At 69.8% G+C, this 13,393-nt stretch carries 12 protein-coding genes; 2 read left to right on the top strand and 10 right to left on the bottom strand.

The window, feature by feature from the left end:
* Positions 1-3 precede the first annotated feature (3 nt).
* From aroQ to Mam01_RS12050, 5 genes are all read right to left on the bottom strand, one after another.
* Complete coding sequence (aroQ, locus tag Mam01_RS12070) at positions 4-438, bottom strand: type II 3-dehydroquinate dehydratase (protein ID WP_204285445.1); 435 nt, start codon at positions 436-438, stop codon at positions 4-6.
* Entirely contained in the window at positions 435-1,511 is a 1,077-nt protein-coding gene (gene aroB / locus Mam01_RS12065) for a 3-dehydroquinate synthase (RefSeq protein ID WP_150931680.1), read from the bottom strand. Before aroB ends, aroQ begins: the two co-directional genes overlap by 4 nt.
* A complete protein-coding gene (locus tag Mam01_RS12060; protein ID WP_150931682.1) occupies positions 1,508-2,020 on the bottom strand; it encodes a shikimate kinase in 513 nt (170 codons plus the stop codon). The genes aroB and Mam01_RS12060 overlap by 4 nt, the downstream gene beginning before the upstream one ends.
* A 14-nt stretch (positions 2,021-2,034) precedes the next feature.
* Positions 2,035-3,213 carry a chorismate synthase gene (aroC, locus tag Mam01_RS12055; protein WP_204285505.1) on the bottom strand — a complete coding sequence of 393 codons (1,179 nt, stop codon included), beginning with the start codon at positions 3,211-3,213 and terminating at the stop codon, positions 2,035-2,037.
* Positions 3,214-3,352: 139 nt separating this feature from the next.
* A complete protein-coding gene (locus Mam01_RS12050) occupies positions 3,353-4,159 on the bottom strand; it encodes a prepilin peptidase (protein ID WP_204285444.1) in 807 nt (268 codons plus the stop codon).
* A 163-nt stretch (positions 4,160-4,322) separates the two neighbouring features.
* Between Mam01_RS12050 and Mam01_RS12045 the strand changes: the two genes are divergently transcribed.
* Positions 4,323-4,562: a hypothetical protein gene (locus Mam01_RS12045; protein ID WP_204285443.1), complete on the top strand. Its 240-nt coding sequence runs from the start codon at positions 4,323-4,325 to the stop codon at positions 4,560-4,562.
* A 4-nt stretch (positions 4,563-4,566) separates the two neighbouring features.
* Here Mam01_RS12045 and Mam01_RS12040 read toward each other — a convergent pair whose 3' ends face one another.
* The 5 genes from Mam01_RS12040 to Mam01_RS12020 all read right to left on the bottom strand — a co-directional run bounded on the left by Mam01_RS12040 (position 4,567) and on the right by Mam01_RS12020 (position 10,608).
* Positions 4,567-5,148 carry an SseB family protein gene (locus Mam01_RS12040; protein WP_204285442.1) on the bottom strand — a complete coding sequence of 194 codons (582 nt, stop codon included), beginning with the start codon at positions 5,146-5,148 and terminating at the stop codon, positions 4,567-4,569.
* Positions 5,149-5,185: 37 nt separating this feature from the next.
* Complete coding sequence (gene bar / locus Mam01_RS12035) at positions 5,186-6,292, bottom strand: barbiturase (RefSeq protein ID WP_204285441.1); 1,107 nt, start codon at positions 6,290-6,292, stop codon at positions 5,186-5,188.
* Positions 6,292-7,227: a carbamate kinase gene (locus tag Mam01_RS12030; RefSeq protein WP_239101240.1), complete on the bottom strand. Its 936-nt coding sequence runs from the start codon at positions 7,225-7,227 to the stop codon at positions 6,292-6,294. Before Mam01_RS12030 ends, bar begins: the two co-directional genes overlap by 1 nt.
* A 170-nt stretch (positions 7,228-7,397) precedes the next feature.
* A complete protein-coding gene (locus Mam01_RS12025) occupies positions 7,398-8,837 on the bottom strand; it encodes a class I SAM-dependent methyltransferase (protein WP_204285440.1) in 1,440 nt (479 codons plus the stop codon).
* Positions 8,838-9,444: 607 nt separating this feature from the next.
* Entirely contained in the window at positions 9,445-10,608 is a 1,164-nt protein-coding gene (locus Mam01_RS12020; protein ID WP_204285439.1) for a pyridoxal phosphate-dependent aminotransferase, read from the bottom strand.
* 473 nt (positions 10,609-11,081) lie between these two features.
* On the opposite strand from Mam01_RS12020, the gene Mam01_RS12015 reads away from it, so the two are divergent.
* Entirely contained in the window at positions 11,082-13,379 is a 2,298-nt protein-coding gene (locus Mam01_RS12015; RefSeq protein WP_204285438.1) for a tetratricopeptide repeat protein, read from the top strand.
* Positions 13,380-13,393: the final 14 nt, after the last annotated feature.

Below are 13,393 nucleotides of genomic sequence, written 5' to 3'. Positions count from 1 at the left end.
TCGTCACTCGCCCATGTCGGCGATCGCGCGCAGCGCCAGCTCGTACGACCGCATGCCGAATCCCGCGATCGTCCCGGTGGCCACCGCCGCCACGACCGAGGTGTGGCGGAACTCCTCCCGCGCGTTCGGGTTGGAGATGTGCACCTCCACCAGCGGCGCCGTACGCTGCGCGATCGCGTCGCGCAGCGCGTAGGAGTAGTGCGTGAACGCGGCGGGGTTGAGCACCACCGGGGTCTTGCTGTCGGCGGCCTCGTGGATCCAGCCGACCAGCTCGGCCTCGTCGTCGGTCTGCCTGACCTCGACCGACAGGCCCAGCTCGCGGCCGGCGTCGCGGCACAGGGCCGACAGGTCCTCGAAGGTCTGCGCGCCGTAGACGTCGGGCTCCCGGCTGCCGAGCCGCCCCAGGTTGGGGCCGTTCAGGACGAGCACCGGCCTCATCGGGCCACCTCCTGGTACGCCGCCTCCAGGAGCTCCTCGGAGGGGTTCTCCAGGCGGGCCGGCCGCGCGACGTCGTCGAGCACGACGAACCGCAGCACGGCTCCCCTGGCCTTCTTGTCGACCCGCATGTGCTCGCGCAGGCGCGGCCAGGCCCCGGCCCGGTAGGTGGTGGGAAGCCCGACCGACTCCAGGATGGAGCGCGTCCGGTCCACCACGTCGCGGCCGACCCGGCCGTCGAGCCGGGACAGCTCGGCGGCGTAGACGAGCCCGATGGCCACCGCCTCGCCGTGCCTGATGTGGTAGTCCTCGACCCGCTCGATGGCGTGGCCGAGGGTGTGGCCGTAGTTGAGGATCTCCCGCAGACCGCTCTCGCGCAGGTCGGCGCCCACGACGTCGGCCTTCACCCGGATCTTGCGCTCGACCAGCTCACGGGTGTGCTCGCCCTCGGGGGTGCGGGCGGCGGCGGGGTCGTCCTCGACGAGCAGCAGGATCGTCGGATCGGCGATGAACCCGCCCTTGATGATCTCCGCGAGCCCCGCGACGTAGTCGTCGCGCGGCACGCTCGCCAGCGTGGCCAGGTCGCACAGCACGCCCTTGGGCGGGTGGAAGGACCCGACCAGGTTCTTGCCCTCGGGGGTGTTGATGCCGGTCTTGCCGCCGACGGCCGCGTCGACCATCGCCAGCAGCGTGGTCGGCACCTGGACGACCTGCACCCCGCGCAGCCACGTCGCCGCCGCGAACCCGGCCAGGTCGGTGGTCGCTCCCCCGCCGACTCCGACGACCGCGTCCGACCGGGTGATGCCGTAACGGCCGAAGGCCGACCACAGCTCGGCCGCGACGTGCACCGTCTTGGCCTCCTCGCCGTCCGGCACGGGCAGCGCGACGACCTCCAGCCCGGCGGCCTCCAGGGCCTCGCGTACGGGCCGGGCGATCTCCGGCAGCCCGGCGGGATGGATCACGGCGACCGTGCGGACCTTCGGGTCGAGCAGGCCCGGCAGCTCCGGCAGCACGCCGGTGCCGACCACGACGTCGTAGGGGTTGTCACCGCGCACGGTGATCCGGGTCGCCGTCACAGCGCCGCCTCGATCTCGGCCACGACGTCCTCCGGCTCGCGGTCGTCGGTCTTCACGACGACCGCGGCGAGCCGCTCGTAGATCGGGCGGCGCTCCTCCATCAGCGTCCGCAGGCGGCTGCGGGGGTTCAGCACGAGCAGCGGCCGGGCCGAGGCCAGCCCGACCCGCCTGACCGCCTGGTCGAGCCCGACCTGGAGGTAGACGACCCGGTGGCCGGCCAGCAGCTCCTGGGTGGCCTCGTGCAGGATCGCACCGCCCCCGAGCGCGAGCACCCCGGGGTGATCGGCCAGCGCGGACCGCACGGCCTCCGCCTCCAGCTCGCGGAACCGCTCCTCGCCGTCCTCCACGAAGACGTCGCTGACGGTCTTGCCCGCGGCGGCCTCGACGTCGGCGTCGGTGTCGCGGAACGGCAGGCCGAGACGGTCCGCGAGGAGCAGACCGACCGTTGACTTGCCCGAGCCTGGCGGGCCGATGAGGACCGCGGCCGGGCCGTTGGACGCCGATTGCATGATCACTGACCTTATTACTTGATCACCAGGGAGGACAGGTAGCCCGCCAGGTTGCGCGCCACCTCTTCGACGGAGTCGCCGCCGAACTTCTCGACCGCCGCGTCCGCGAGCACCAGCGCGACCATGGCCTCGGCGACGATCCCGGCGGCCGGTACGGCGCACACGTCCGAGCGCTCGTGGTGGGCCTTGGCCGCCTCGCCGGTCAGCACGTCGACCGTGGCGAGCGCCCGGGGCACCGTGGAGATCGGCTTCATCGCGGCGCTGACCCGGAGCGGCTCGCCGTTGGTCATGCCGCCCTCGACGCCGCCGGCCCGGTTGGTGATCCGGCGGACGCCCTCGGCCGTGTTCTCGATCTCGTCGTGGGCCCGCGACCCGGGGCGGCGGGCGGTCTCGAAGCCGTCGCCGACCGCGACGCCCTTGATCGCCTGGATGCCCATCAGCGCGGCGGCGAGACGGGCGTCGAGGCGCCGGTCCCAGTGCGTGTAGCTGCCGAGGCCCGGCGGCAGGCCGTAGGCGACGACCTCGACGACACCGCCGAGGGTGTCGCCGTCCTTGTGCGCCTTGTCGATCTCGGCGATCATGGCGGCGCTCCCGTCCGGGTCGAAGCAGCGCACCGGGTCGGCGTCCACCGCCTCCAGGTCGGCCGGGCCGGGGATCACGTCGCGGGGCGCGACGGCCTCGCCGATCGAGACCACGTGGCTGACGATGTCGACGCCGAGTGCCTGCTTGAGGAAGGAACGGGCGACCTGGCCCAGCGCCACCCGGGCGGCCGTCTCACGCGCGCTGGCCCGGTCGAGCACCGGCCGCGCGTCGTCGAAGCCGTACTTCTGCATGCCCGCGAGGTCGGCGTGACCGGGACGGGGACGGGACCGCGGCGCGTTGCGCGCCTGGCCCTCCAGAACGGCCGGGTCCACCGGGTCGGCGGCCATCACGGTCTCCCACTTCGGCCATTCGGTGTTGCCGACGCGGATGGCGACGGGCGACCCCAGGGTGCGGCCGTGCCGTACGCCTCCGGAGATCGTCACCACGTCCTGCTCGAACTTCATCCGTGCCCCGCGGCCGTATCCGAGGCGGCGGCGGCGCAGCGCCTCGGCGAGGTCGGCGGTGGTCACGGACACCCCGGCGGGGAGGCCTTCCAGGATCGCGAGAAGCTCGGGGCCGTGTGACTCCCCGGCGGTCAACCAGCGCAGCATGACGACCAGTCTTCCATGTGCGCCCGACTGCGGCGTCACCCCGACACCCATGTGCGCGTTCCCCGCACATCAGGCCAGGTCCGCCCGGCCCAGTACGTCGGACACAGTTGATCGGGCACAGCTCGTCGGGCCCGATTCGTCAGGCCCAGTTGGTGAGACACAGCGCGACCAGCGCGCCCGCGAGCATGAACGGGCCGAACGGGAACTCGGTCGTCCGGGTGGCCCTGCGCGCCAGGAGCAGCCCCACGGCGTACAGCGCGCCGAGCACCTGCCCGGCCATCCCGGCGACGATCACGGACTGCGCGCCGAGCGCGCCGGTCAGCAGGCCGATCAGCCCGGCCAGCTTGACGTCGCCGAGCCCGAGACCGGCCGGGCGAATGAACCACAGCACGGCGTAGACGGCCCCGAGCGCGCACCCCGACGCCAGGGCCGGCAGCAGGCGGCCCGACGGCGCGAGCAGGACCAGCAGGATCGGGTACGACGGCAGCGTGATCGCGTCGGGCAGCCGCCAGGTCCTCCGGTCGATCTCCGCGAGCGCGGCGCCGACCGGCACGGCGTACGCCCACGCCGCCAGGACCCAGCCGTCGCCGATCCGCCAGGCGGCCAGGGCGGCCGCGAGCGCGGTCACGCCTTCGAGCAGGTACGGCGGTCGGGGCAGAGGCGCCGCGCGCACCGCCGCCGCGAACGCGCGGACCATCTCGCCCCAGCGATCGCCCGGCTCCACCCCGCCCCGCCCCTGGGGATCAGCGTCGGCTCGGGTGTCGCCAGGCACCTGAGGGCACGGGGCCGGCTCCGCCTCGGGGCCTGCGTCAGCCTGCGGCCGCGCCTCAGGTGGTGCGTCTGATCCCTCATCGGATGCCACGTCGAAGCCGGTGGCGAAGGCCCGGGCGTACGCGCCCGCGATCAGGCCGAGGACGGCGGCGACGACGATGACGGGGAGGGACACGCGGCCGACCCTAACGCCCGCACGCCGGCCGCCGCCCGATCCGCGTACGTCCCTGTGGACGACCGCTCTCCTGTGGAGAACGGACGCGGCCCGGCCTGCGGCGGCCGGGATGGGTACGGTGATCGCGACAGGTTCCGACCGGCCTATCCGGAAGGATGGCGAAATGACCGGTCCATCCCTCACCGTGGCGGTACCGCTTCTCGTGCTGCTGGTGGCGCTGGCGGTTGACAGCTGGGTTTATGCCGATGCCAGGAAGCACCTCAGGCGGGGTGAACCGGCCGTCTTCGCCCTCGGGTCGGTACGCATAGCGACGCCCGAGGCATGGTTCGCGGGATGCCTCATCTTGTGGGTCGTCTTCTTCCCGCTCTACCTGACCGTCACCGGGCGCAATCCCTTCCGCTGAGGAGTCAGGCGCGGCGGCGGCTCCACCAGCGGCGGCGGGGTGCGTCCTCCGCGACCTCCTCCGTGGCGCCGAACCGGGCGACCGTCGCGTCCGGCACCTCCCGGGTGAGGCGGTCGACGGCACCGGCGTCGCGCCTCGCCTCCTCCACCGTCGCGAGGGCCTGCAACATGCCGCCCTCGATCACGAACGGGACCGGCCCGGCCACGTCCACGACCACCGCGGCGGCGTTCTCGTGGCGCGCGGCCTGGCACACCTGGGGGGCGGTCGCCTGCACCGGCCGGGCGTCCGCCCGCCACCGGCGCATCGGCTCGGCGCCCGTGAAGGCGAGCACCGCCTCGCGGCCGTCCTTACCCACCAGTTTGGGGAGGGCCATCTCGCTCTCCTTCTCCTGGCGCAGGCCGTGCTCGCCGACCTCCGACTCGGTGAGCAGCGCGACCACGGGCACCAGCAGCCGGCTCCCGGCGAGCGCCGCCAGGACGTCGGCGGCGGTCGCCGTACCGGCCTCGAACGCCGACAGCGCCGCCGCCACGGCCGGGTCGGCGCCGCCCTCGTCGTCGGGGCGCAGGGGCTGCGGAATCGATGGCACGTCTCCCGACCCTACCTTTCGGGCCGGGCGCCGGATGTCAGCCCAGGTCCGCGATGGCGATGACCGGGCCTCCGCCGGACGGTCCCTGGTGGACGGCCGCCACGGAGACGAAGACGGCCGGGTCTCCGGTCACGCTCGCGGCCACCCCGCCCACCGTCGCCTTGATCTGGCGGTGCCAGTGCACGTCGGAGTCGTCGAGCATGATGTTGCGCCGCCCGCGTACGCGGCCCGACGGGTCGGCCTCGCACTTGATGAACAGGTTGACCAGCCGTCCGCCGAGGTCGTCCGTACGGGGACGCTCGGGCAGGTCGATCCCGGCGTTCGCGACGGCCTCCCAGATGCCGTCGCTGTCCAGGGCGTCCCGCATGACCGAATGACCGGCGCGGTAGCGCCCGCCGATCCCGCGGACGTTGCCCACCACGACGATCTGGGCCCGATCGAGCTCCACGCCGCTGGAGCACGAGGCCACCGACGAGTAGAGCGACAGGTCCTTGTGGATCTGCTCGGCCGACGGCATCCCGATCTCGCCGAGCGCGACCGCGATGCCGAGCGCGGTGGTCGAGTTGGAGATGTCCATCGACTTGAGCGTGTCCTCGGTGACGACCGTCTGCCCGCGTTCCTTCGCGTCGGTGATCGTCGACAGCGTGAGCAGCGGGGTCTTGGTCTGCACGTAGTGGACGTCGGCCGGGTCGTCGATCCCCGCGAGCTTCATTGCCTCCCGCACCCCGGCGGCGACCTTCTCGACCATCGCGGGACGGCCGATGTCCTCGGGCAGGATCACCTCGCTCATCGCCACGCCGACGCTCACCCTCGGCTCGTCGGTGCGTACGGCCGTCGCGGGGTCGATCGTCGCGAAGACGGTCGCGTGCGGGCTGAGCACGCCGTCGGTCCCGCCGGACCACACGAGCGGTACCTGCGCGATCTCCTCCGGCGTACGGGTGCCCTTCGCGGCCAGCACCTCGCGGAACGCGCGGTCGGCGAGGATCCGCGTGTAGTCGTTGACCCCGCCGTTGCCCTCGGTCTTGCCGACGACCGCCAGCACCCGGTCGGCCTCGATCACCCCGTCGTCGATCAGCTTCGCGAGCCCCGACGCGTCGGTGACGCTCTCGATGGGAATCTTCCGTACCTCGATCGGATCCGGCACTATCCCTCCACCCCTCTGGACACCCTGGTCCCGATATTTCCCGACAACGCCGCCCCGATGTGGTGCAGCGAGGTGATCACCGCCTGGTTGCCGCCCGCCTCGGCGAAGCGCAGCGCGGCCTCGACCTTGGGGCCCATGCTGCCTCCGGCGAAGTGACCCGCCGCCTGCAGCGCGCGCAGCGCGGCGACGTCGACGTCCCCGATCGGGCGGGCCCGGGGCGTGCCGAAGTCCAGCGAGGCGTACGGCACGTCGGTCGCGATCACGAGGTCGGTGGCGCCGACGGCGACGGCGAGCGCGGCGGCGGCGAGGTCCTTGTCGACCACCGCCTCGACCCCGGTCAGCACGCCGTCCGGCCGGCGTACGACCGGCACTCCCCCGCCTCCGGCGGCGACGACCGTGAACCCGGCCTCGATCAGCGTGACGGCCGCGGCGGCGTCGAGGATCTCCACCGGCTGGGGCGAGGCGACCACTCTCCGCCAGCCGCGGTCGAAGCGCCGCCAGACCTGGCCCTCCCCCTCGAACCGGTGCGCCTCATCCTCGCCGAAGTAGCGCCCGATCGGCTTGACCGGGTCCCGGAAGGCGGGGTCGTCCGCGTCCACCAGCGTGCGCGTGACGACGGCGGCGACCCGCGCGTGGCCCAGTTCCCGCTGGAGGGCGTTCATCACGAGCGTGCCGATCGTGCCCTGCGTCTGCGCCACGCACCAGTCGAGGGGCACGGGCGGCACGACGCCCGCGCTGAGCTGGTTCTTCAGCAGGATGTTGCCGACCTGCGGGCCGTTGCCGTGCGTCAGCACCACCTCGTGCCCGGCCCGGATGAGCGCCGCCACGTGGGTCATCGCCTCGCCGACCGCCCGGTGCTGGTCCGCCGGTGACGCGCTCCCGTCCGGAGCCGTCATGGCGTTGCCGCCGAGTGCGATCAGTACGCGTCCGCCCACATCCGGAAACTATCCAGCCCTACACAGGCCTTCATTGGCGAATATCGCCCATCGATCGCCCATTCTTCGGCAACCGATCCCATCACCGAGCTGCTCAGCCGTCAGCGATGCAGCAGCACGTCGAGTTCAGGGGCGTCCGGAGCGCGCCGGCAGGCGCCGGCAACGCCCGTTCAGCGACGGTCAGTCGAGAGCCGGTAGACCTGGGTTTCGAGATCCAGCCCGATCTCGCACTCAGTGGCGAAGTAGTGGTTCTCGGCCTCTTCGAACGCCTCTTCGAGCCCGCGCTGAGAGCCGATGAAGGACAGCAGGCTCCATGCGTGGGCCTTCCCGATCCGGATTTCGTCCGGACCGAAGACCGGCTCAGGGACTCCCGCGCCGCGGAGTGTCGTCGAGAAACGCCGGACGAGCTCGAAGCCGAACTCACGCGCGCGCCGGGGAAGGTCGCCGAGGAGTTGCCGATCGCCGGGGTAGTCGCGGTCGTAGGCACGCAGGACTCGCCGGACCACCTCGGGTCCGGAGAAGGTGGCGTCGTTGACGTCGACGACGTACAGCAGCCCGCCAGGACGCAGTATTCGGCGCATCTCCAGAAGCGCCAGATCCGGGCTGCGAAGATGAATGAACACGAAGTTCGCCGTGACCACGTCGTGCGACGACTCCGCCTCCCCCGTGGCATAGGCACTGCCGTCGCTGAAGTCGTGCTCGGGGAAGGCCGAACGAGCCCTGGCGAGCAGTTGAGGAGCGGGCTCGACCCCTCGCACACGGTAACCCTTCAGTGGCCCCTCCTCGGAGACCGCCGCGAGATAGTCTCCGGGCCCCGTACCGATGTCCAGCAGCGACGCGGGCGCGGGTGGGAACGGCGTCGCGGCCAGGCGCGGTCTCTGCTCGGCCAGTATGAGCTTCCCCTGAGCCGTCAGACGGGGCACCTCCGCCTGGAGGGTGAACGACTCCGTGTAGTGGTTCTCGGTCGCGAGGCGGTCCACCGCCAGGAGACTTCCGCGCCCGCCATCGGCCAGGAACCGGACAAGCGAGGGAACCGACAGAGGGCTGGGGCCGGCTGCGCCTTCCCGGGTGGACTCCCGGTGAATGAGGTAGAACTCCTCCAGGGCTTTCTTCCCCGTTGTCGTCATCACCCCGATCGCGTCATCGCCGGAGCCGACCTCGGTGTGATACGTGAAACCGTGTCTCGCGTACGTGTCGATCAGATGCCGATGCTCGCTCACCCGCACGATGAGAAAGAAACGGGACGGCCGCAGCGCCTCGCAGATCTGACGCACCATCCAACTGGCGATCTGGGCGCTGATGAGGTTGCCCCGATGAGTCGCGAGACCTACGCGCTTACCGATCTCGACGGTGACTCCCTGTATCTCCGGAAGCCGCATGGCGGCCAGCTCGGGGGCGCCCGGCTCGTAGACATAGGCGGACAGGGCAGCCACGATTTTCCCGTTCGACAGGGCGCAGAGATGGAGGCCGTCCGCATCCCTGCCGTGACGCACTCTGTCCTCCTGCCAGCCCAGTTCGTCGGTGAAGACGCGCCTGCGCAGGTCGAGGATCTCCTCCCCGGCGTCTGCCCAGGACAGCCACCGCACTTCAAGGCCGTTTCTGACGTCCACTCAGGTCTCCTCCACATTCGGCTGATTCGGGCAGACTCGGCCCCGGCCGCTGCCCTGTCAGCGGAGGCGGTGTCCTGCGGCCGGTGCGCTCACGGCCCTCGATCGCTCTCTCACTACCGGCGAGGTGATGTGCCCGCCGCGAGCGGACGGAGACCGGCGGGAAGCACCGGCCGTCGGTGATCGAGTCGCCGGCGTTCGAGATCCCGCATCGCTGTCACGCGGGCCCATCCGATGCACCATCTCCACGCTGCACACGAGCCGGGACGTAGAGGCCACGCCGGGCAGGGCCTGGGCTTCGGTCATGTGCGTCTCCGTTCGGGGGTGGTCCGGCGCTCCCGCGTCGCCCGACCGAACTTGTCAGTGACAAGATGCGTGCCTGAGGCCCGGTCCGTCTACGACAAGATTTGCCATGAAAAAAGGTCCGGCGGCATTGGGTTTTCGGACAGCCACGCCCTTACGCGGGCGAGTTCGACCCGCCGGATGCTGAGGTGGACAAGCGCCAGGTATTTCACAAGGGGACCGGGTGAGTCTGCGTCCAGCGTCTACTTCGTCAGCGACAAGGGAGTGCGCCTGACGCAGGTTCAGGTGCTGAACTGACGCGGCGCCTTCAGGAGAGGCGGCGGAGGCGGGTGACGGCCTCGTCGATGACCTCGTCCCGCTTGCAGAAGGCGAACCGCAGGAAGTGGCGGCCACGGTCCGGGTGGTCGTAGAAGACCTGGGTGGGGATGGCGACGACTCCCGCCAGCTCGGGCAGCCGCCGGGCGAGGTCGAGCCCGTCGGTGAAGCCGAGCGGCCGGATGTCGGTCTGCACGAAGTAGGTGCCGGCGGGGCGCAGCACCCCGAACCCCGCCTCCTCCAGCCCGGCGATCAGCCGGTCACGCTTGGCCTGCAGGGACACTCGCTGGGCCTCGACCCAGTCCATCTCCTCGCGCAGCGCGTACGCGGTCGCGGCCTGCCAGGGGGCGCTCGCCGTGTAGGTGAGGAACTGCTTGACCGTCCGCACCGCGCCGGTGAGGGGCGCCGGGGCGCACACCCATCCGGTCTTCCAGCCGGTGACGCTGAACGTCTTGCCCGCCGACGAGATCATGATCGTGCGCTCGCGCATGCCGGGCAGGGTGGCCAGCGGCACGTGCTCGACGCCGTCGAAGGCGAGGTGCTCGTAGACCTCGTCGGTGACGGCGACCAGGTCGTGCTCGCGGCACACGCGGGCGACGCACTCCAGCTCCCCCCGGGTGAACACGGTCCCGGTGGGGTTGTGCGGCGAGTTGACCAGGATCGCGCGGGTGCGGGGAGTGACCGCCGCCTTCAGCTCCGCCGGGTCGAAGGTGAACCGCCCCGCGTCCACGCGCAGCGTCACCGCCCTGCGTACGGCTCCCGCCAGTGCGACGGCCGCGGCGTAGGAGTCGTAGTACGGTTCGAAGACGATGACCTCGTCACCGGGTTCGCAGAGCGCGAGGACCGCCGCGGCGATCGCCTCGGTGGCGCCGACGGTCACGAGGATCTCGCCGTCGGGGTCGTAGGAGAGGCCGTACCACTGCTTGCGGTGCTCGGCCACCGCCTGGCACAACTCGGGCAGGCCGGGACCGGGCGGGTACTGGTTGAGGCCGCCCCGGACGGCCTCCGCCGCCCGCTCCAGCATGCGCTCCGGCCCGTCGGTGTCCGGGAAACCCTGACCCAGGTTGATCGAGCCCGTCTCCACGGCCAGCTTCGTCATCGTGGCGAACACGGTCGTGCCAAACTCCCGCATCCGCCGCACCAGAGGCTCCCTCACGCCGTGAGCCTACCTGAAGCCTTCAAGATGCAGGCAATGAGGTAAGAAACCTTGATAGCGCAATGAAAACGATAAGAAAATTAATCACCCGACGTGCGCCGAGCTCTCAGGACATTAGCGCGGTACACATAATCCAGCCGGCGTACTCCTCCGCCGCACGCCCGCAGACTCCCTTGGTAAGGCCTAGAAGGCATTCTGTGAAAGACGTCCCATATTACGCATTCAGCTGCCGACCGGACCAACGTAGCACCGGAGGTGCGGCCGGCCGTTACCACGATTAAGAGTTCGCTCTCGTGCAGATCGGCCGAAAGACTCGCTACCTTCGGCTCAGAGACCACCTCCCGACTCGTCCGCCAGCACTGCCCGATTTGTGACTCTTCACCTGCCCGGCAATGTCGTCACGGACGCTCTCCCCAAGTAATCTGTGAGGGGCAGCGGAGGCCGTCCCCGAAGGGCGTTCGAAGGAGTCGATCTTGCCACCTCGTCGGACCTCCTGGCTTCTGACCACTTCGGTCATCGCCATCGTCCTGCTGCCGGCGACGACCAATGTCGCGTCGAACGCCCTTCCCGACTCCTGGCGATCGAGTCTGTGGCTTGCATGGCCCATCTGCATACTGCTCGCGATTCCCGTACTGGTGATGGAGTTACGCACACGGCACGGCATGCCAGCCGGACATTCAACTTCCCCGGTTACGGTCGTCCCGAACGGCGATGCCCAGCTCTGGAACATCCCAGCTCCTGCGAAGGAATTCAGCAACCGGAGAGCGGAGTTTCGCAGGATCGGCACGATATTGATGCGCGGAAGCGGCCGGGCGCTACTGCTGTGCGGCATGGGAGGCGTCGGGAAAACACAGCTCGCTCTCGCTTACGCGCATCGCCAACGCCCGTCGGTCACTTTGGGATGGTGGATCCCGGCGGGGAGCCGAACGTCGGTAATCTCTTCCCTGGCAGAGCTCGGCCGCCAACTGAACCTGTCCTCCACAACCGCCGAGTCCACAGCGAAGAAAGTCGTGGGACTGCTCAGCGAGCGAGCAGGATGGCTACTCATATTCGACGACGCCAGGATCGTCGAGGACCTGCTGGATCTGGTACCCGTCACGTCAGGCGGCCAGGTCCTCATAACGTCCAGGAACCCTCAGTTCGATCGCCTCGCGGAGACGCTGCTCCTACAGGTTTTCCCACAGGAAGAGGCCTCTCGCTTCCTGCGCAACCGCGCCGGCGACACCGACCAGGACTCCTCCGCGAAACTGGCGGCGAGACTTGGCGGCCTGCCTCTCGCGCTGGAACAGGCGGGCGCGTATTGCCGTGACTCCGGCATCGGTCTCCGCGACTACCTGCAGCGCTACGACTCCAGTCGGGCACGCCTGCTTCGGCATGGCTCAGGCCTCAATCGCGTCAGCGTGGAGGCGACTCTCGAGCTTTCCTTCGACTGGGTCTCGCGACGCGACACCGCGGCCATGCAACTCCTTCGCGTTCTCTCGGTAATGGCGCCGACGGAGGTTCCCCGAGGACTGCCCGCGATGAGCCCGTCCGCGCTTCCTCGCGCGCTCGCGCGCGCTTGTACCGATGTCGTGGGGCTCGATCAGACCATCGCGACACTCCTCCAGGCGTCCCTTCTCACCTCGGCCACCGCCGAGCACATTCGCGTTCACCAGTTGATCTCCGATGTGCTCCGGGACAGGATCACAGCCGATGGCAACCGCAGTTCGCGATGGCTACGCGTCTTACAGGCGAAAGCCGTACCGAGGAGAGACCCGTCCTCATCCTGGAGCGTCGCACGCTGGCTGAACGCAGCTTTGGCTCTTCTGTGGGCAGGAGTCCAGGTAGATGAACGGCACCCGGATGGCTGGAGACGCGCTTCCACCCTGCTTCCCCATGCGGAGAAGGTCTGGACCCAACTCACGAACGGAGTGGCGACGTCTCGCGAGAAAGAGTTGGTTCTCGCCGCACAACTATTCGGCGAGCTTGGCATTCGGCTCTTCCGGAGCGGCGACTACGCGGTGGCCGAAGAGTTGTGCCGCCGAGCCTGGCGCATCGGTCAGGAGAAACTCTCCGACACGGACCCACGCCTGCTGCGCCTGACGAACTGTCTTGCCCTGGTTGCTCACGGGCTCGGGAATTTGGACGAAGCGAAGAACCTTTATGAGCAGATTCTCCCTGTCTACCGCCGGGGTTTCGGAGAGGACCATCCGAACACCATCCAGACGATGAATGATCTGGGCGGTGTCCTCATGGAACAGGAGGAGCATCTGCCCCAAGCGAGACACCTGTACGAGCAGATTGTTTCGACGCGGTTACGCACATCTGGTAAACGCGACAATCACACTCTGATCGCCATGAACAATCTCGGCAAGGTGTGCCGCCGTCTCGGCGACCTTTCCACAGCCCATAGTCTCGCTACCGAGGTAGTAAGGGTTGGGAGCGAGCTGCTGGGAGAGGAGCATCCCGACAATCTCGTATGGATGAACAACCTTGCGGAGGTGTTGCGCGCGCGAGGGGATCTGGAAGAGGCACGTGAGCTCCATCAGAAGGTTCTCGCGCTGCGGCGCAAGGTTCTGGGCGAGACCCATCCGGCGAACATCGTCTCCATGAACAACCTCGCCCGGGTCATGCGGCTGCTCGGCGACACGACCCCTGCCCTCCAACTGTACGAAGAGTCGCTGAGACTGGCTCGGCAGGTCGTGGGTGAAAGCCATCCGTCCTTCGCCGCGGCCGAGAACGGGGTGCGTGAATGCCTGGCGGACCAGCACCGGCTGGACGATGGGCAGTAGTTCACGGTCGCGCG

The sequence above is a fragment of the Microbispora amethystogenes genome (assembly GCF_016863015.1).
In the GTDB taxonomy this organism is placed as follows: domain Bacteria; phylum Actinomycetota; class Actinomycetes; order Streptosporangiales; family Streptosporangiaceae; genus Microbispora; species Microbispora amethystogenes.
This window is presented reverse-complemented; position numbering and strand designations above follow the sequence as displayed.